The following is a 17,921-nucleotide window of genomic DNA, read 5'->3' on the forward strand; positions in this document are numbered from 1 at the left end:
GGTGGAGTTCCTGGAGGATGCTGGACAGGTCCGTCCGACGAGTAGCAGGTGGAGGCACCAAGGTGGGTCGGCTGTCCGCCGTTTCCCGGATCGCGATCCCGCTCGCCGGTGTCCTGGTGCTCTCGTCCTGTAGTACGGACGACACACCGAACGACACCTTGCAAATCGTGCAGAACCCCGTCGCGGCGACCGCCGCGGTTTCCCCCGCGGTGACGACCAAACCCGCGGGTTCGGTGTTCACAGCACCGGGTGTGAAGGCATTGGCGACCGACGACGTGAGCAAGACACTGGTCGTCGCCGTCTCGGAGCCACCCTCCCTGCGCATCTACGATCTCGCCGCTCTGGACTCCCCGAAGACGACCGTGGCCTTGCCCGGTCCGGCGGAGCGGCTCACGGTGTCGGGTTCACAGGTGCTCGCCAGCGTTCCCGGCAAGAGCCTGCTGGCGAAGGTTTCCCTGCCCGGTGGCGCGCTGGAGACGGTTCCGGTCGCGGGGCAGCCGTCGGCCGGGCTCGCCGACGGTGACGCGACGCTCGTCTCGGTCCGCGATCGCAAAGCCGTCGAGGTGCTGTCGAAGAACGCGGGTCCGAAGACCATCACCGGCCAGATCTACAGCGCCGACGACGTGCTGAACACCGGCGACGGCGTGGTCGTGCTCGACAAACTGCGGACCGCCTTGTTCGCCGTCGACCTCACCGAAGGCAAGATCGGCGAGGGCCTGCGTGCCGGTGACGGCGCGGCCAACGCCGTCACCGACGACCTCGGACGCGTCTTCGTCACCGACGCGCGCGCGGGCGCGCTGCTGGCGTTCTCCACGACGCCGTTGCTGCTGCGCCAGCGCTACCCCGTCCCCGGCGGGGCGTACGGCCTTGCCTACGACCGCCCGCGTGGCCACGTGTGGGTCACGCTCACGGGACGCAACGAGGTCGTCGGCTTCGACGTCCGCGGCGGGGAGCCGATCGAGAAACACCGGTTCCCCACCGTGCGGCAGCCAGATTCGGTCACCGTCGACGAGGAGAGCGGCCGTGTGGTCGTCGGCTCGGCCATCGGAGAAGGGATCCAGGTGATCACGCCATGACAGCTGTGGACGAGGCGGTGGTCGAAGGGGATTGGGAGTACCGGCGGCTGCAACTGCCTCCCGGTGTTTCCCGGAGGGCGGCGGCGACACAGCTGTCGATCCACGCCGAGTTCGCCGGATGGGAGCTCTCGACCGTCCGGCTCTACTCCGATGGGACCAGGAGGGTGTGGTTGCGCCGTAAGCGCACCGCCACTCCCCTGCCCGGCCTCATCACCTGAGCTGAAGGGGACTTCAGCTCACTTGAACACCCGGCCGAGCCAGTCGGCCCAGAGCGCGTCCTGTTCCGCGGAGTCGACGTCGCCGAACAGGTGATGCATCGCGACCATCGGTCCGGCGAAGCCGCGGACGAACCTGAGGAGCGCGTGCTCGGTCCGGATCCCGACCGTCTGCACGTTCGCGAAATAGACTTCGCCGTCCACAGTGGACACAGCGCCGGTGGACAGGCGGACCTTGTCCCCGGTTTCCGGCCGCCCGGCCAGGCCCAGTTCCCGGCCCAGCTTCAGCCACGCGCTGTCCCAGTCCCCGATCATCGGACCGAACACCGTGACCGGCACCGCCCGCCTGCCCGCGAAGCCGTTGAGGTACTCGACCAGGGTGCGGAAGAACAGTTCGCCGCCGGCGGTCATCGCCTCGAACTCGTCTTCCCAGTCGTCGCCGGGAAGGAAGCCGCTCGTCACGGTCCTCAGCACGGTGCTGCCGCCGGAACGACCCTCGATGAGGAATTCGTAGGCGACGAATCGCCCGTCCGGCGCGGGTTCCGTGCCGTAGACGAGTCGTTCCAGCGGGTCCCACGCCGTGATGGCCGACGTGGGTTCGTAGCCGCCGAAAGCGGTCTTCACGGTGCCTCCGACGCCGCCGTCGACCTCGTTGCGCCCCATGAACCACGACGTGAGCCCGGGCCCGGTGGCGATGGCGTCCCAGACCTGTTCCGGTGTCGCGTCGACCTCGAGGCGGTCGGTGATCTCGAATTCGTGGCCCATTCAGCGCTCCTCGGGCTCGGTTTCGACGCTCGGGTGGACGGCGACGACGATCCGGTGGTCGCGGCCCTGTTCGGCGCCTTCGTCGTGGTATTTGCTCACCAGATTCGTGATCGCGACGGTGAGTTCTTCGGCGAACGCGGCCCTGTCCGCGGCGGACGAGAAGCGCACCTGGCCGTCGATCGCGAAGGTCGCGACCCGCTGGCGAGCCTTGGCCGAACCGGTGATCAGCAGGCCCACGTCGCGCACCAGCCTGCCGGCCACCGCGAGCAGCCAGCGGGCGGACAGCCGGTCCGGCGACTGGGCCGGATCGGGCTGCACGGCCGAAAGCGCCGTCGGTGAAATGACGTACGAGGACGCCGTCGCGCGCATCATGCGCTCGGTGACGTTGCCCTTGCGCCGCTCTTCGACCAGCTCGACCAGCCCGTGCTTCTCCAGCGCGCGAAGGTGGTAGTTCACCTTCTGTCTCGGCAGGTCGACCCGCGCGGCCAGCATCGTGGCCGACGCCGGTTCGGCGAGTTCGGCGAGCAGCCGGGCCCGGACCGGATCCAGCGACACTTCGGCCGCTTCCGCGTCCTCGATCACCGCAACGGAGAACATAGGAAAGAAGGTTTCACCGAAAAGAGAATTTGTCAAGAATGTCAGGCTTGTCGGCGAGCCCTGGTCACCAGAGCGAGCAGGCGCGGAACCACCTGCGGAGCCGCCTCGAGCGGGACGACGTGCCCCACCCCGGGCAGCACCACGGAAATCCCGTTCTCCACAGCGCCTGCCAGTTCCTCCACGTCCGCCGTGGGCACGAGTCTGTCGCGCTCCCCCACGATCGCGGTCACCGGTACCGCGCCGACCTGCGACAACGCCGATTCCCGCGTGTAGGTGTCCAAGGCAGGCCGGAAAGCGGAGACCGTTTGCGGCCAATTACCGCGGATCATCCGCACGGTCAGTTCGACGTCGGCGGGTACCGGGTCGTCGCCGAAGAGCCACCATCGCAGCCCGGCGGTGACCGCTTTGCTCGTATGCTCCCGCACCAGGCCGATCAGCTTCGACCCGAACACCATCTCCAGGTCCCGGCCGAGTTTCCCGAGCGCGTTCGGCCAGATCGCGTCCGGGGTGACACCGCCCGCGGACATGGCGAGCAGCCCTATTCCCGCCACCCGCGCCGCGAAAAGGGCCGGATGGCGCTGTGCGAGCGAAAGGATCGCGAGCCCACCCATGTCATGGCCTACCAAGACGACACGGCCGTCGGGAATCACCTTCTCCAGCACCTCGGCCAGATCGTCGGCGAGTTGCCCCATGGTGGCCGACGCCGCCCGGACCGCCCCGGATTCACCGTGCCCGCGCTGGTCGTAGGCCACCACTGCGATCCGTTCCTCCGAAGACCCGGATGCTTCGGACGCCTCGGCCAGTACCGGCGCGATGGCGCGCCAGCTCCGCCTGTCGAGGGCGTACCCGTGGAGGAGCACGACGGTCACCGGCGCCGACGGATCACCCCAGCGCTCGAAGTGCAGGGGTGTGCCGTCGGCCGCCAGCAGACCGGGCATCAGGCCGAGCGGAGGAAGCGGTCGAGCACGCGCACGCCGAACTTCAGCGCGTCGACCGGGACGCGCTCGTCGACCCCGTGGAACAGCGCGGAGAAATCGAGGTCCGCGGGCAGCTGTAACGGCGCGAACCCGAAGTTGCGGATCCCGAGCGACTGGAACGACTTCGCGTCCGTGCCACCGGAAAGCATGTACGGCAGCGTGCGTGCGCCCGGGTCTTCGGCGAGGACCGCGTTGGTCATCGCGTCGACGAGAGCGCCGTCGAAGGTCGTCTCGACCGGCGGCAGCTCCATCCACTCCTTCTCGATGTCCGGGCCGAGGATCTCCTCCAGCTCGGCGTTGAACGCCTCGAGGCGACCGGGAAGGATCCGGCAGTCGACCGAGGCCTCCGCGACCGAGGGGATGACGTTCGACTTGTACCCCGCGGCGAGCATCGTCGGGTTCGCCGTGTCGCGCAGGGTCGCGCCGATCATCCGGGAGATGTTGCCGAGTTTCGCGACGGAACCCTCGATGTCGTCCTCAGGGAAGTCCCAGCCGGTGATCTCGGTGACGCCGTCCAGGAACTCGCGTACGGAATCGGTCATCACCAGCGGGAAGCGGTGGTTGCCGAGCCTGGCGACGGCCTCGGACAGCTTCGTGACGGCGTTGTCGCGGTGGATCATCGAACCGTGGCCGGCGGTGCCGCGCACCCGCAGCTTCATCCAGCGGATGCCCTTTTCGGCCGTCTCGATGAGGTACGCGCGGACGTTGTCCTTCAGCGTGATCGAGAAGCCACCGACCTCGCTGATCGCCTCGGTGACCCCTTCGAACAGCTCGGGCCGGTTCTCGACCAGCCACTGCGCGCCGTACTTGCCGCCCGCTTCTTCGTCGGCGAGGAACGCGAAGACGAGGTCACGCGGTGGGACGACGCCGTTGATCTTGTAGTGGCGGGCCAGCGCGAGCGCCATCCCGCACATGTCCTTCATGTCGACCGCGCCGCGGCCCCAGACGTAGTCGTCCTGGATCGCACCGGAGAACGGGTGCACCGACCACTCCGAGGCGTCAGCGGGAACGGCGTCGAGATGACCGTGGATCAGGAGCGCACCGCGCGACGGGTCGGCACCCGGCAACCGGACGATCACGTTGTGGCGATCCTTGCCACCGGACTCCACATAGGTGATCTCGTAGCCCGCGTCGGTGAGCTTCTCGGCGACGTACTCCGCCGCGACGCGCTCACCGACGAGCGTGTCGGGGTCACCCGTGTTGGTCGTGTCGATGCGGATCAGTTCACTGGTGAGGGTGACTGCCTCTTCGGCGGCTGCTTCGATCAAATTCGGTTCGGTCACCAGGCATTCCTACCATTGCTGGAGCCGGCCGACCCGCTGCCACCGCGTGGTGGACGGCGTGGGAAGACCCACTCCCCTAGTGCGCCGGGTACGCCGAGCGGACGCAGAACCGAACCCGCCCACGGGGGACTGCCCCGAGTTTGGTTGACACCAGGGGGTGGGTGTTTCAGGCCGCTGAGGCGGCGGTGTAGATGGTCTCAAACTCGATTGGGGTGAGTTTGCCCAGGGCTCGTTGTCGGCGTTTGCGGTGGTACTTCGTTTCGATCCAGGTGACGATGGCGAGGCGTAGTTCGTCTCTGGTGGTCCAGCGTCGGGTGTCGTGAACGTTTTTCTGTAGCAAGGAAAAGAATGATTCCATGGCGGCGTTGTCACCGCAGGCGCCGACCCTGCCCATGGACCCGATCAAGCCGTTGTTACGCAGTTGGCGCCGGTAGGGCTTCGACCGGAACTGGCTACCCCGATCGGAGTGCACGATGACGCCGGCCGGGTCGCGCAGTGTGATCGCGTTGCGGAGTGCGGCGAGGGCGAGTGAGGATTTCATGCGGGAGTAAATCGAGTACCCGACGATCTTGTTGGAGTAGCAGTCCTTGATCGCGCACAGATACAGCTTGCCCTGGGCGGTGGGATGCTCGGTGATGTCGGTCAGCCACTTCACGTTCGGCGCGCCGGCGGTGAAGTCGCGGCGCACCAGGTCGTCGTGCACCGGCGGCCCCGCGTTGCGGTTGCGGCCTTTTTTCTTGGCATGCCGCCACGGCCGTCGGGACGTGCAGGATTTCCGCGTCCTCGGCCGTGAACTCCAGGGTGAGCAGCGCACCGGTCAATTGCACGCCGCGCAGGCAGCCGTACACCGTGATACCTCGTTCGGTCGAGACGCAGTAGGAGTCCATCCCGATCGGACTTCCTGCTCGTCGGGCTGGTAAGTCGACCGCTGGTTCGAGAACGACCTCCGGACACCGGCACCCTCGACCGCACCTCCGGCCTGTTCGTATAGATGGCCGAAGATGCGGCGTGCCTGCGCCTCGTTGAAAGAGTCACCGTCATTCCCGGAAAGCTCTTGCGCCTCTTCACCATGTGGGATGGCGTCACTGTGTTCACGACTGTGCCGCCAGCCTGACGACCGGGTCAGCGATCGTAGGGCCATGGGCGATTCGGAGCTTAGGGTTGGCCGTCGCCGCCGGGGACAGGCTCAACTGTGTCGAGCGGGATCGGCAAACGCTGCCAGCCCTGTGCGCCAAGCACTGTCGAGATCCGCGTCAGGCGGGAAACGGCCGTCGAGTTCGAGGATGACCATGCCGTGGGCGAACGCCCAGACAGCACGTGCCCGGTTGATGTCGCCGCCGACAGCGCGCATCAGCGGCAGCGCGGTCGCTTCCTCCGCCCCGGGCGGCAGCAGGTGGCGAGGGAGGGGTCCGGAGTTCATCAGCCGGTAGAGATGGGGATGCGCGAGCGCGTAGGCACGGTAGGCCGCCGCGAGCGCGACCAAGGAGTCGGCTCGTGCCAGCGCGCTCGCCAGCTCCCGCATGGCGAGCGTGATCACCTGCGCTTCAACCGCACCCTTGTCCGGGAAGTGCTTGTAGAGCGACGGAGCGCGGATGCCCAGCCGGTCGCCGAGCGCACGCATGGTCAGCGCCGCGGAGCCGCCTTCGTCGATCAGCACGCGTGCTGCGTCGACGATCTGCCCGGTCCGCTCACGCACGCCGGCTCCCGTCACGCTCACGCAGGCCGTAGCCGAACGCCCGATCCAACGCGATATGCGCCAGCCAGCCGAGCCCAGCCGTGAACAGCGGTACCCAATCCCCTAGTCCGCCGGCGCTGTAGACGACCAAGACGGCCAGCGGGATCCATGGTCGATGCATGACGTTGTAGCAGGGCACGGCTTTCGGCGACAGCTTGCCTTTGCCGGCAACGCCGAAGCCGATGAACATCGTCAGGTCGGGTGCGATCAGCAACAGGAGCGCGGCGACCAGCGCCGAGCCGCCGTGGTTGATCACCTCGAGCACGATGAAAGCCAGTAGGAACGCCGCCAGAGCGGCCCATGCCACCCGCTTCGCGACTTGGCGGACGGGTGCGACAACGACAGACACAGGACCCCCAATGGACGGCTAACGGTGTTAGCTTCAGCTTAAGGCTAACGCCGTTAGCCGTCAACTTGCCTTAGAGCCTCCTGGGAGCTAAGCCGTGGGACGCGTATCCCTGTTTGCCCCTGGGTCGACATCCACTTCTGTCGTGTCGAGGACGTTCTGCTGGCTCGCGGCCGGATCGCTGCCGGCGTGGTTCAGTCGCTCGGAGCGATCCGGCTTGCGTGAATATCGAGCCGTGCCGATGGCAGGCATCTCGAGGTCGACCTGGCGGGTGATGCGGGTGAGCCGCAGCGCGTCGGCGCGCTTGCCGCGCAAGCGCTGAAGGGTGCGGTCAATCCCCTTGATCTCACCCGGCCGGCCCTCGGACGCGGCGCGCGCTTCCCGTCTTCCAAGTCGGACGGCAATTCATCGAGCCGGGGCAGCATTGAATACGGATCGCTCGACCTGTTGACTTCGGCGTTCACGGACAGTGACGAGAGAAATCTGGTGTCTGTTGGTGGTTGGGCGTGTCGTTCGAGGTGTTGTCACAGGGTGCCGAACTCGATCAGGTCCTCAATCGCTTGTCGTAGCCAGGCGTTGAAGTCCGGGAACCGGTGCCCGCGCTGCTCCCAGCCGGGGGTTGCGCCCACATGCACGAGCGCGACGTCACCACGGTCGAGATCCCAGCAGGCCCAGTCGTCGTTGTCCTGCCGTCTGGCGAACATCACCAGGCGCCGGTGTGGATACGACTTCGCCAGTATCGCGTTGCTGCGGCGGAGCAGGTCGCCTTCGACGATCCACCACGGCTCAAGGTCGGTAAGCCCCAATTCGACAACGCGAACGAATTCCGGCGGGTAGGCGAAACCGTCGGGCAGGTCGTCGACAGACGGCAGCTCAGCCACTTTCAGTTTCCGTCTTCTGTAGCCACTCCTTGAGGGCGGCATAGTCGGCCGCTGTCAGGCCGTGACGGGGATCGATCCGCTGCAGCAGAGCAGATCCGTGATGGTGTGCGGACACCCAAACCCGATCGGTGTCGGTGATCTCGTCATCGACCCAGGCGAAGGGGCGTCCCGCGGCCCAGTCGACGAGGGTACGGGTCTTCCAATGCAGTCCGTTGCGTTCGTCCTGCTCATCGACACCGGATGGCTCCGGCCAGATCACGACCGCCAACCGCGGCAGCCCAATCCGTGGTGCGATGCACTCATTGGCGTCGTGCATCCATGTGGTGGCCCAGGCCAGTTCACACGGCAGTGCCGCCAAGCGAGGGCCGTGCTCGGGGTTGATTCTGCTCAGCAGCGGGTTCGAGCTGTTCTGCTGTGGGTCTGGCGTTGTCCGGTAGGTCGGATACTGTCGCGGCGCGAGACCGAACGGGATGAGCGGCCCGTCGACGTCAAGGAAGAGCAGCGGACGCTGTCCAGAACCACCGGTCACAGGCCACAGAGTAGCGGCTTTCTCCTGACAGGCAGGCTCGATCAGCGATCTCGCAAGAGCATGGCGGGTCCAGCGGTAACCGGGGTCTAGCAGGTCACCCCTCACTCGATCGACCGGGCGAGGCTCGGATGTCGGGCGTGCTGTGAGCGGCGCGCATGGCTTCCGGCGCTGGCGGCCAACGAGCCGAACACCGGTCTGCGGTGGCTGGCTGAGAACCCGGCTCGCAACCGGAAGGTTCGAGCGTTCCTGCTCTGGACCCACCACAACCACCACATCGGCGGCATCGACATCCCCGACGAACTCCGCGGGCGTGGCAACCGAGCCGCCATCGAGGACGATCACCGCTGGGCGTTGGTCCGCCGCCTCCTGCATGACGACACCGTCACCATCCATGGCCCAGTCGCCCGTCTGCTCCTGTTCGGACAGCCACTATCCAAAGTAGCCCAACCGACCCGCGACCAGATCGTCCACGACGACAAGGGAACCCGGACCATGTGTCGGGCGCCGAACCGCTGGACTGCCCAGCCCGCTGGACGACCTCATGCACCAGCTCGCCAACAATCGACGCAGCCACGCCGACATCCACCCGTGGCTGTTCCCTGGAGGCGCTCCAGGACGCCCGATCACTGCGACCCACTGGGCCAAGCCAACCCATCCAACGCTGCCAACACCGCCGGCATCTCCCGGCGACCGAGAGCCGGTCCGGAGTTTGACCTGGAACCGGTCGCGCGAGCGAGGCCCCGAAAATTCGGGTCACTGCGGACAGGACCTTGCACCAGCGTGATCTGGCGCAGATCGGCAGGTCGATGCTTCTGTGAGGTCAGGATTTGCGGGCGGCGATCCGGAGGAATAGCAGGCCGACCAGGATCGCCACCGCTGAACTGATCGTGGCTAGTGGCACGTCGTGCGCGGTGCTCACCCCGGTGATGCCGCCGATGATCAACACCACGGCAATGGCGAGCGCGATGACACGCTGGGACTTCGAACGGGTTTCGGGCATGTCGGATCTCCTCGGCTTCGCGGGTTTAGTGCAGCGATGACCAGAAGCCGCACTGGTGCGCGGCGGCCGGGTCTACTGTGGATGGACGGGCGGCGTCGGCGGTGAACTCGTGCACCTTCGGCGCGGCAGAGTCCCACACCGGCCACTGGTCGGCAGTTCTTGTGTGACCGGGGTTTCCGGTGTGCGCGAACGTCGACCAGGCGGCGATCATCCGCTCGGCCAGTTGCTGTTGGGCCGCTGTCAGCGGATACGTCGAACCGTCCAGGTGCACCGGCTTTCCCTTGACGTCGAACAGGTAGAACAGTTCGGAGGCGTGCGAGGCGCCGGGATGGAACGTCGGCGGCACCGGGATCAGTGGTGGCGCGGTGGGGTCGGCGAAGCGGTAACCGAACACCGGGCCGCGCGCCGCGAGCGCGGTGTCGGTCTGCTGCTGTGGGCAGGCGAATCCGGAGTCGGTGTAGACCGCGGCCCAGGCCAACCCCGGCGTCGGGTAGGCACGCAGCGGGTATTGCTGCTGGACCGCGGCCGCGGCCGCGCCGAATCCCTTGGCCAGCAGTTCGGGGTACTGCGCGGCAGTGATCGGTTTGCCGAGCAGTTCGTAGACGCCGGCGACCATGCGCTGTTCATCCGCGGTGTTCCCGGACAGTACCGGCACGTCAGGCGCCTGCTTCAGCCCGTCCCGCGGATCGACCGGCAGCGTCGTGCCGCCCACTGTGGCCGCGGTCGCCGTCCCGGCTTGGGTGAGCAGCTTGTCCACCGGCAGGGCGCGCAGGCAGCCGAGCTGGTCGCCGCCGGGCGGGCAGCCGAGCGCGGCCGCAGCCTGGGCACTGCTGCGTTCGGCCTGCACTTTAGGCCGCCAGAACGCGCCGAACGCCGGGCTCTCCGGACCGGACGCGTTCGCCGCGAGCGTGGTGTGGCACGAGCCGCTCTGCAAAATCGCCTTGCTGAACAAACCTTTCGCGGCGGGCGAGGTGAGCTGACCGCATATTGCGACCGCGCCACCGGACTGGCCGAACAGCGTGATGTTGCCTGGATCGCCGCCGAACGCCGCCGCGTTGCGCCTCAGCCAGGCGAGCGCCGCCTGCTGGTCCTGCAAGCCGTAACTGCCACCGTCGGTCATCCCCGGTAGCGCCAGGTTGCCGAAGATGTTCAGCCGGAAGTCGACGGTCGCCACCACCACATCGCCCTGGACGGCAAGCCTGCGCGGGTCGTACTCGGTGCCGGCGCCGCTGCTGAAGCCGCCGCCATGCAACCAGACCAGCACCGGTCTCCGGACCGTAGCCGAGTTCGCCGGCACGGTGATATCGAGGTACAGGCAGTCCTCGGCGGTGCTGCCCTCCGGCGGGTTGCCCGCTTGCGCGCACGGCGGCCCCGGGGCGGACGCCTCGCGCACCCCGTCCCACGGGCGCACCGGTTTCGGCGGCGCCCAGCGCTGCGGACCGGTCGGCGGTTCGGCGTAGGGCACGCCTCGGAACCGGACGATGTCGTTGTCCCGCACACCACGCAGCTCCCCGGAACCGGTGTGCATGTGCGTCGGATCGGCCCCCGCCTCGTTCGTGCAGGCCGTCGATCCGACCGTGGTCGCGGCAAGCAGTAGGGCAGTGGCGAGCCTGCGACGGGTGGTCACACGGCGCATGGAGATCGGCCTTCCGGTCGGGATCGGGAACACCGCGCAAGCTATGTCACGTGTAGTCGGCGCCGCGACTCGCGGACGACCAGTCCTGGCGGATCGTTCGTCGGAATCCGTGCGACGAAAGTCAGTCCGGCGCGACGAACGTCCACACCTCGGCCCGGCCCGACTGCGGCCGGGCCGGGCGGGCCTACCATCGCGGGGTGGCCACGACGGACGAATCCGGCCGGCCGGTGCGCAACGCCCGACGTGAGCGGTACCTGCTGATCATCACCGCGCTGCTCGCGCTGCTCGGCACCGGGTTCGCCGCGGCCGTGCTCGGCGAACCGTGGCCGGGACTCGCGGCGACACTGGGCATCGGACTGGCCGGGCAACTGCTCGCGTCGGCACTCGTGGCGGGCATGCCCGCGCGCCCCGATCTCGGCATCGGCGCCGTGGTGCTCGTGGCGTCGCTGCTGCGGGCGACTCCCTCGCCGTGGCAGCATCTCCTGGCCGAGCAGGCGGTGCCGTGGGTGCCCGTCGCGCTGGCCTGGGCGACCGTGCGGGTCGTCGAATGCGCACGGACGCCGCGGCAGCTGCAGATTTCCGCCGCGATCGCCGTCGCACACGTGACACTCGCCGGCGTGCTCGACGGGCTGGACGGCACCACGGGCTCGGCCGGGACAGCGGTGCTCGGGGCCGCCGCGCCGCTGCTGGGCGGACTGGTCGCGAGCCTCGCCGTCCGGTTGCGCCGGGCCCGGCGGGACCGGGTCGCCGCCCTGGCGCGTGAACGGGAAGCGCTGGCCTACCGGGCCAGGGCTGACGAACGGCAACGGCTGGCGGCCGATCTGCACGACACCCTCGGTCACGTACTGACCCTGCTGGTGTTGCACGCCAACGCGTTGACCGTCAGCAGCAAGGAAGCCGAGACCCGCTCGGCCGCGGAACGGATGAGCGGACTCGGCAACGCGGGGCTGGACGAACTGCGGAACATCCTCGCACTGCTCGACGCACCGGCCGGTCCGGCATCGGTGCGGCTGGGCAACCGACCGGCCGACGATCCGCCGGAGACGCTTGTCGCCAGGGCGGTGGAAGCCGGGCAGCGGGTGGAGTTGCGCCGCGAGGGGGAGCAACCGGAACTGCCACCGGCGACCGCGAGCACCGTGTCCAGGGTCGTCCAGGAAGGACTGACCAATGCGCGCAAACACGCGCCGGGCAGCGAAGTCCGGGTCACCGTGGCCACCGACCGCGACGTGCTGCGGGTGACCATCCGCAACGGACCAGGAACGGCCGAGGGTAGCGGCACCGGCTCCGGGCGGGGCATCGAGGCGATGCGCAGGCGGGTCGGCATGCTCGGCGGTAGCTGCGAGCATGCCGCCGAATCCGGCGGCGGCTACGCTGTGCAGGTGATCCTGCCCCTCGACGGGGCGGCCCGTACGGACATCCGGGATGGTACGTGGACCGAGCCGACGCAGCAGAGTTGACTGCCGATGATGTCGTGCATGTCGTCGTGGTCGACGACGAGCCCATGGTCGGTGAGTTCCTGCGCACGATCCTGTCCGACACCGGCCGGATCGTCGTGGACGCGGTGACCTATGACGGCGCCGCGGGCACCGAGGCCGCGGTCCGGTACCAGCCCGATGTCGTGCTGATGGACTTGCGAATGCCACAGGTGGACGGGATCGCGGCCACCGCGGAGATCCGCAGCCTGCCGCAACCGCCAGCGGTGCTGGCGATGACCACAGTGGACACCGACGAACAGGTGCTGGCCGCGCTCGACGCCGGCGCGAGCGGGTTCATCCTGAAGACCACACCACCCAGCAGGCTGGTCCCGCTCGTGCTGGCCGCCGCGGCCGGTGCCTCGGTGCTCTCCCCCGAAGCGCTGCAACGGCTGCGCGACAACAGCCATGCCGCCAGCGCCAAGAAACCCGAGCCGGATCCACGGTTCGACGCGCTCAGCGACCGCGAACGCGAAGTGCTCGCCCTACTCGGCGAAGGACTGACCAATGCGGACATCGCCGCCCGGCTGTACCTGAGCGAGGGCACCGTGAAAGGCAACGTATCCCGGCTGATGACACTGCTGGACTGCCAGAACCGCACCCAACTCGCACTGCACGTCGTACGCAACAGAGAATGACCTGCACTCATTGCCAGTCTTTCATTATCTTGGCCGACCCCGGTTAGGACGTCGTCCTCGGCAATCGGGGTCTGCGTAACCCGGCTGTCAACAAATGTGACTGACCAGGACTCGCTGTTCCGTTCCCACCAGGACCTCCTGTCTGGGTACACATCCCGGACGCGCTCACCGGTGGACGGCTCCGCCATCACGGCGCGCACACCCCGGTCGACGGACTGTACGTCCTCGGCCTGCCGTGGCAGCGGACCGCCGGCTCGGCCCTGCTCGGTTTCGTCGGCCACGACGCCGCCCACCTCGCCCGGCACATCGTCGAACGCCACCGCCACGGGACGGGGCCCCGACCTGATGGGTTCAGAGAAGCTTGACGCGACCTGTCGAGTTACGGTCGAGCCGTTCGTCATCCTCTTCGACGGATCGACACCGCCCGAGCTGGAGGACACGTGCACTACATGCTGCTGATCTACAACTGCGACCGGCCCGAACCCACGGATCCGGCGTTCCCCGAGGCGCTCGCCAGGGTGAACGCCTTCGCCGAAGAGTGCCGCCGCCGCGGCGTGTTCGTCGCCGGGCATCCGCTCCAAGGCGAGCACACCGCCACCACGGTCAGCGTCCGCGACGGCAAGACCTTGATCACCGACGGCCCCTTCCCCGAGACCCACGAACACCTCGGCGGCGCCTACATCCTCGACTGCCGCGACCTCGACGAAGCACTCGAACTGGCCGCGCTGTGCCCGCTGGCCGAGGTGGGCACGATCGAAGTCCGCCCAATCGCCGGAGTTCCCGACCTCGACCACCGGCCCTCGGCCGGAGTATGAGCCCGGCGCCGGTCCTGCGCGCCGTCTACCGCGAACACCGGTCCCGCATGCTCGCGGCACTGGTCCGCGTCCTCGGCGACTTCGAGCTGGCCGAGGACGCGCTGCAGGACGCCTGCGCGCTCGCCCTGCGCAAATGGGACGCCGCCGTGCCGGACGATCCGGTGGCCTGGCTGCTGACCGCGGCCCGCAACAGCGCCATCGACCGGCTCCGGCGTGCCCGCAATGGCCGGGACAAGCTCGCCGAACTCGGACCGGGACCGGAGGCGACGACCGTGGACCTCGGCGAGAGCAGCCTGCTCGGCGTCGGCGACGAGCGGCTCAGCCTCATCTTCACCTGCTGCCATCCCGCCCTGGCCGAAGAAGCCCGCGTCGCGCTGACGCTGCAGGCCGTGGCCGGGATGACCGCCGGGCAGATCGCCCGCACCTTCCTCGTCGCCGAACCCACACTCGCCCAGCGCCTGGTGCGGGCGAAGCGCAAGATCCGCGATGCGGGCATCAGCCTCGACGTTCCCGCCGACCACCTTCTGCCCGAGCGGCTCTCCGGCGTCCTCGCGGTGATCTACCTGATCTTCACCCGCGGCTACACCGCCGGCGGCGGCGAGCCGGAGTACCGCGAGTTGCAGCAGGAGGCAGTCCGCCTCGCCAAGCTCGTCGCCACCCTCATGCCCGACGAACCGGAAGCTCTTGCCCTGAGCGCGCTACTGCTGATCCACCAAGCGCGCTCGGCCGCCCGGTACACGCCGGCCGGGGACGTGGTCCTGCTCGAGGACCAGGACCGGTCCCGCTGGGACCGCGCCGGGATCGCCGAAGCCGTCCGGCTCCTCGACCGGGCCCTGCGGGTCGGGACGCCCGGGCCGTATCTGCTGCAGGCGACCATCGCGATCATGCACGCCCAGGCGCCGACGGCCGAGGAGACGAACTGGCCCGCCATCGCCGCACTGTACGAGCAGCTGCTCACGGCGACCCCGTCGCCGGTGGTCGCGCTCAACCACGCTGTGGCGGTTGCCATGGCCACCACCCCGGACGAGGGGCTAGCGTTGATCGACCGGATCGAGGGCCTCGACGGCTACCACCTGCTACACGCCGCCCGCGCCGACCTCCTACGCCGTCTCGGCCGCACCGACGACGCGGTCGCGGCGTACCGGCGCGCACACGAGCTCGCTACCAACCCCGCCGACCAGCGCTACCTCGCCGGCCGCATGCGCGCTCTCAAAAAACCGGAAACTCGATGAACTGAGCTGTCGAGAAGCCCGGTGGTCATTCGTCCTCTGGTGCGTCAACTGACGATTCACCGAAAGGACCACCCCCATGAACAGCACTTCCCAAGCCGTGACCTCCGTGAAGGCCGACGTCGTCGTCGATGTCGGCAAGAAGAACGCCTTCGGTGTGTTCACCGAACGGTTCGACGAAATCAAGCCTCGCGAGCACAACCTGCTCGCGACGCCGATCAAGCGGACCGTGCTGGAACCTCGGGCCGGCGGCACCGTGTACGACGTGGGCTCCGACGGCAGCCGCTGCACCTGGGCGCGGGTCCTGGCGTACGAGCCGTCGGAGCGGCTGGTCCTCAGCTGGGACATCAGCCCGCGCTGGCAGCTGGAGTCCGACCCCAGCCACACCAGCGAGGTCGAGATCCGGTTCATCGCCGACGGTGCCGAACATACCCGGGTCTCGCTCGAACACCGGCATCTCGACCGGCACGGCGAGGGCTGGGAGAGCTTCACGAGCCTAAGTGCCGGCTCGGGCTGGCCGCTGTATCTCGAGCGGTTCCGCGCCGCGACACAACGGGATGCCGCCGGGGACTGAAGCCGATACCGTCCACACCGGACCCGATCCCAGCGTCAGCGGAAAGGCCACATGAGCACAGGCACCGACGACTTACACCGCTATCACGCGGAGACGCTGCGCTCGGCGATGGCCGGCGACACCGGAATCACCGAGGTGGCGCTGCGGACCGCGGTGGCGGCCCGCTCGGCGGGCGGGCCGCCTGTCGCCGAACCGTACGACGATCTGGCCCGGCAGATCGGTGACGCCTCCTACCGGGTGACCGACGCCGAACTCGACGCCGTCCGGCAGGCGGCCGGCAGCGACAAGGCCGCGTTCGAGATCGTCATGTCCGCCTGCGTCGGGGCGGGCCTGGCCCGATGGGACGCCGCCACCCGAGTGATCGCGGAGGCGACCGATGCGCCTGCCTGAAGTCGAACGCGGTGACAGTCTCCGCACCAGGACGCTGATCCGGGTCATCTCCCTGGCACTGGGAGCGCGCCTCCCGGACGCGGCCCGCGTTGCCTTCTACCACAAGGGCTTCGTCGGCACAGCGCTCGGCGCGTGGACGCAGGATGCGATGCGCGGGCCGAGCGAATGGTCCATAGCAGAGCGGGAACTGATGGCCGCGATGGTCGCCAAGTGGAACTCGTGTCCGTTCTGCATCGGAGCTCACCGGGCCATCGCCGTGCACGGAATGGACAAGACGGTGGCCGACGCGGCCCTCTCCGACTACCGAACCGCGCCGATCTCGGACCCCCTGCGCGCCACACTCACCGTCCTGGAAACCGTGACCCTGCGTCCTGACGAACTGGAGGGCGGACAAATCCGAACGGCGCTGGCCGCAGGGGCCACCCGGCAACAGCTCGAAGACGCGGCCGCGGTCGCAGCCGTGTTCAACATCGTCACCCGTTACGCCAACGCATTGGACTTCGCCATCCCAACCGACGCCGAGTTCGACAAGGCCGCCGGCATGATGCTCAAACGCGGCTACGCCTAACCTCCGGCGGTCGGCGAATCAACGTGATCGCGGCACCCAACCGCCAGCGAGTGTCGGATATCGGACTGCCGCAACGCGAATCCCGCCGATGCGCTGATGTCATCGCCCCACACGATGACCACCACCTCGGTCTTGATCCCCCGGAACCCGATGCCCTTGATCTCCATCGACGGGCGCGCGGACTGGCAACGAAGTTCCGCCCCCGTGCTCGCCGGCGTCGACGAGCACGAGCGCCCGTATCGGTGCCTCAGCATCGTCAGGGTGCCGAAACCGTGGCGGCGTCGATCACGTGCTCCAGCTGGACACGACCTCGATACCCGTTCCCGACTCGGCGATGCTGCTGGCACTGAAACGAGAGGTCACAACCGGGGATGATCGTAGTCCATCTCGCGGCGGTGACGTTCCTAAACGTGGCCGGGTCGGCTCGCCGGACCACACCACCGGCACCGCCGCGGCATTGGCGGTACTGCTCCGAATCCGCGTTCGGCGCCTGGCGCAGCCGCCAGGACGGCGACTAGCGACTCAGGCCCCGGCGTCGGACACTGGGTGGATGGACCGGGACGCGGTTCACCAGGACTGGGAACGAGTGCGCCGCACCTTCGCTCGCCTCCTCGACGAAGCGGGCGACGCCGACCTGCGCCGTCGTTCGAACGGGACACGATGGACCAACCGGCAGCTGCTGTTCCACATGCTGCTCGGCTTCCTCATCATGCGCGCCCTGCTGAACCTCGTCCGGATACTCGGCCCACTTCCGCCAGGCGTCAGCGGCGGGTACGCCCGGCTTCTCAACGCGGGAACCCGGCCGTTCGACGTCGTGAATTACCTCGGTTCGTGGTTCGCCGGGAACACGCTCAGCCGCCGGGCGATGAAACACCTCTGCGACCGGACCATCACCCGCCTCCATCAGCGTCTCGACGCAGAAACCGACACCGACCTCGCAAGCGGGATGTACTACCCAGAGCGGTGGGACCCCTTCTTCACCGAGTACATGACCTTGGCCGATATCTACCGCTTCCCGGCACTGAGCGGCCTCGGTCTTTCCGGACAGCTGTTTAGTGGGTTTTACCTACGCTGCTTGCTGCCGGTTCAGGTACTCGGCATAGACCTCGTTGGGGGTCTTGTAGTCGAGTCCGGAGTGGAGACGTTGATTATTGTAGCGCAATTCAATATATGCGGCAATATCGGCGATCGCTCG

The 17,921-nt window shown here is 68.1% G+C and carries 22 protein-coding genes and 1 pseudogene; 11 read left to right on the forward strand and 12 right to left on the reverse strand.

Going from position 1 to position 17,921, the window contains the following annotated elements; translation table 11 throughout:
- Window positions 1–62 precede the first annotated feature (62 nt).
- Window positions 63–1,076, forward strand: a complete 1,014-nt coding sequence (locus tag ACZ6DT_RS15945; RefSeq protein WP_465594796.1) for a YncE family protein — start codon at window positions 63–65, stop codon at window positions 1,074–1,076.
- The gene (locus ACZ6DT_RS15950) at window positions 1,073–1,294 is read left to right on the forward strand and encodes a DUF5703 family protein (RefSeq protein ID WP_465594798.1); all 222 of its coding nucleotides are present in this window, start codon (window positions 1,073–1,075) and stop codon (window positions 1,292–1,294) included. Before ACZ6DT_RS15945 ends, ACZ6DT_RS15950 begins: the two co-directional genes overlap by 4 nt.
- A gap of 18 nt (window positions 1,295–1,312) precedes the next feature.
- Here the strand turns inward: ACZ6DT_RS15950 and ACZ6DT_RS15955 are convergent, their stop codons facing one another.
- From ACZ6DT_RS15955 to ACZ6DT_RS16010, 12 genes and pseudogenes are all read right to left on the reverse strand, one after another.
- The gene (locus tag ACZ6DT_RS15955; protein ID WP_465594801.1) at window positions 1,313–2,056 is read right to left on the reverse strand and encodes an SRPBCC family protein; all 744 of its coding nucleotides are present in this window, start codon (window positions 2,054–2,056) and stop codon (window positions 1,313–1,315) included.
- Window positions 2,057–2,653, reverse strand: a complete 597-nt coding sequence (locus ACZ6DT_RS15960; RefSeq protein WP_465594804.1) for a winged helix-turn-helix domain-containing protein — start codon at window positions 2,651–2,653, stop codon at window positions 2,057–2,059.
- A gap of 41 nt (window positions 2,654–2,694) precedes the next feature.
- Window positions 2,695–3,591, reverse strand: a complete 897-nt coding sequence (locus tag ACZ6DT_RS15965; protein ID WP_465594807.1) for an alpha/beta fold hydrolase — start codon at window positions 3,589–3,591, stop codon at window positions 2,695–2,697.
- A complete protein-coding gene (locus ACZ6DT_RS15970) occupies window positions 3,591–4,913 on the reverse strand; it encodes a M20/M25/M40 family metallo-hydrolase (protein ID WP_465594810.1) in 1,323 nt (440 codons plus the stop codon). The genes ACZ6DT_RS15965 and ACZ6DT_RS15970 overlap by 1 nt, the downstream gene beginning before the upstream one ends.
- A 166-nt stretch (window positions 4,914–5,079) precedes the next feature.
- Window positions 5,080–5,679, reverse strand: a pseudogene (locus ACZ6DT_RS15975) (IS3 family transposase); the annotation flags it as partial.
- A gap of 420 nt (window positions 5,680–6,099) precedes the next feature.
- Window positions 6,100–6,609: a TetR/AcrR family transcriptional regulator gene (locus ACZ6DT_RS15980; protein ID WP_465594813.1), complete on the reverse strand. Its 510-nt coding sequence runs from the start codon at window positions 6,607–6,609 to the stop codon at window positions 6,100–6,102.
- Window positions 6,602–6,997, reverse strand: coding sequence for a DUF4260 family protein (locus ACZ6DT_RS15985; protein WP_465594816.1), 396 nt, complete (start codon window positions 6,995–6,997; stop codon window positions 6,602–6,604). The genes ACZ6DT_RS15980 and ACZ6DT_RS15985 overlap by 8 nt, the downstream gene beginning before the upstream one ends.
- Window positions 6,998–7,084: 87 nt before the next feature.
- A complete protein-coding gene (locus ACZ6DT_RS15990) occupies window positions 7,085–7,309 on the reverse strand; it encodes a hypothetical protein (RefSeq protein WP_465594819.1) in 225 nt (74 codons plus the stop codon).
- Window positions 7,310–7,518: 209 nt separating this feature from the next.
- Window positions 7,519–7,875: a hypothetical protein gene (locus ACZ6DT_RS15995; RefSeq protein WP_465594822.1), complete on the reverse strand. Its 357-nt coding sequence runs from the start codon at window positions 7,873–7,875 to the stop codon at window positions 7,519–7,521.
- Window positions 7,868–8,776 carry an HAD domain-containing protein gene (locus ACZ6DT_RS16000; RefSeq protein ID WP_465594826.1) on the reverse strand — a complete coding sequence of 303 codons (909 nt, stop codon included), beginning with the start codon at window positions 8,774–8,776 and terminating at the stop codon, window positions 7,868–7,870. The genes ACZ6DT_RS15995 and ACZ6DT_RS16000 overlap by 8 nt, the downstream gene beginning before the upstream one ends.
- A 448-nt stretch (window positions 8,777–9,224) precedes the next feature.
- Window positions 9,225–9,404: a hypothetical protein gene (locus ACZ6DT_RS16005; RefSeq protein ID WP_465594828.1), complete on the reverse strand. Its 180-nt coding sequence runs from the start codon at window positions 9,402–9,404 to the stop codon at window positions 9,225–9,227.
- 25 nt (window positions 9,405–9,429) lie between these two features.
- The gene (locus ACZ6DT_RS16010) at window positions 9,430–11,031 is read right to left on the reverse strand and encodes a carboxylesterase/lipase family protein (RefSeq protein ID WP_465594830.1); all 1,602 of its coding nucleotides are present in this window, start codon (window positions 11,029–11,031) and stop codon (window positions 9,430–9,432) included.
- Between the two features lie 206 nt (window positions 11,032–11,237).
- On the opposite strand from ACZ6DT_RS16010, the gene ACZ6DT_RS16015 reads away from it, so the two are divergent.
- From ACZ6DT_RS16015 to ACZ6DT_RS16055, 9 genes are all read left to right on the forward strand, one after another.
- On the forward strand, window positions 11,238–12,497 hold the full coding sequence (locus ACZ6DT_RS16015; protein WP_465594833.1) for a sensor histidine kinase: 1,260 nt from the start codon (window positions 11,238–11,240) through the stop codon (window positions 12,495–12,497).
- Window positions 12,494–13,150: a response regulator gene (locus ACZ6DT_RS16020; protein ID WP_465594836.1), complete on the forward strand. Its 657-nt coding sequence runs from the start codon at window positions 12,494–12,496 to the stop codon at window positions 13,148–13,150. Before ACZ6DT_RS16015 ends, ACZ6DT_RS16020 begins: the two co-directional genes overlap by 4 nt.
- A 440-nt stretch (window positions 13,151–13,590) precedes the next feature.
- Window positions 13,591–13,965, forward strand: a complete 375-nt coding sequence (locus ACZ6DT_RS16025) for a YciI family protein (RefSeq protein ID WP_465594839.1) — start codon at window positions 13,591–13,593, stop codon at window positions 13,963–13,965.
- A complete protein-coding gene (locus ACZ6DT_RS16030) occupies window positions 13,962–15,197 on the forward strand; it encodes an RNA polymerase sigma factor (protein ID WP_465594842.1) in 1,236 nt (411 codons plus the stop codon). The genes ACZ6DT_RS16025 and ACZ6DT_RS16030 overlap by 4 nt, the downstream gene beginning before the upstream one ends.
- Window positions 15,198–15,273: 76 nt before the next feature.
- Window positions 15,274–15,768, forward strand: coding sequence for an SRPBCC family protein (locus ACZ6DT_RS16035; protein ID WP_465594845.1), 495 nt, complete (start codon window positions 15,274–15,276; stop codon window positions 15,766–15,768).
- Window positions 15,769–15,819: 51 nt separating this feature from the next.
- Entirely contained in the window at window positions 15,820–16,158 is a 339-nt protein-coding gene (locus tag ACZ6DT_RS16040; protein ID WP_465594848.1) for a hypothetical protein, read from the forward strand.
- Window positions 16,145–16,726, forward strand: a complete 582-nt coding sequence (locus tag ACZ6DT_RS16045; RefSeq protein WP_465594850.1) for a carboxymuconolactone decarboxylase family protein — start codon at window positions 16,145–16,147, stop codon at window positions 16,724–16,726. Before ACZ6DT_RS16040 ends, ACZ6DT_RS16045 begins: the two co-directional genes overlap by 14 nt.
- Window positions 16,727–17,097: 371 nt before the next feature.
- Window positions 17,098–17,244 (forward strand): hypothetical protein, encoded by a 147-nt coding sequence (locus ACZ6DT_RS16050; protein WP_465594853.1) that lies wholly within the window; start codon window positions 17,098–17,100, stop codon window positions 17,242–17,244.
- Between the two features lie 32 nt (window positions 17,245–17,276).
- Window positions 17,277–17,921: DinB family protein (locus ACZ6DT_RS16055; RefSeq protein WP_465594856.1), on the forward strand; the 645-nt coding region annotated here is incomplete at its 3' end.

This window comes from Amycolatopsis sp. NPDC041971 (assembly GCF_055588925.1).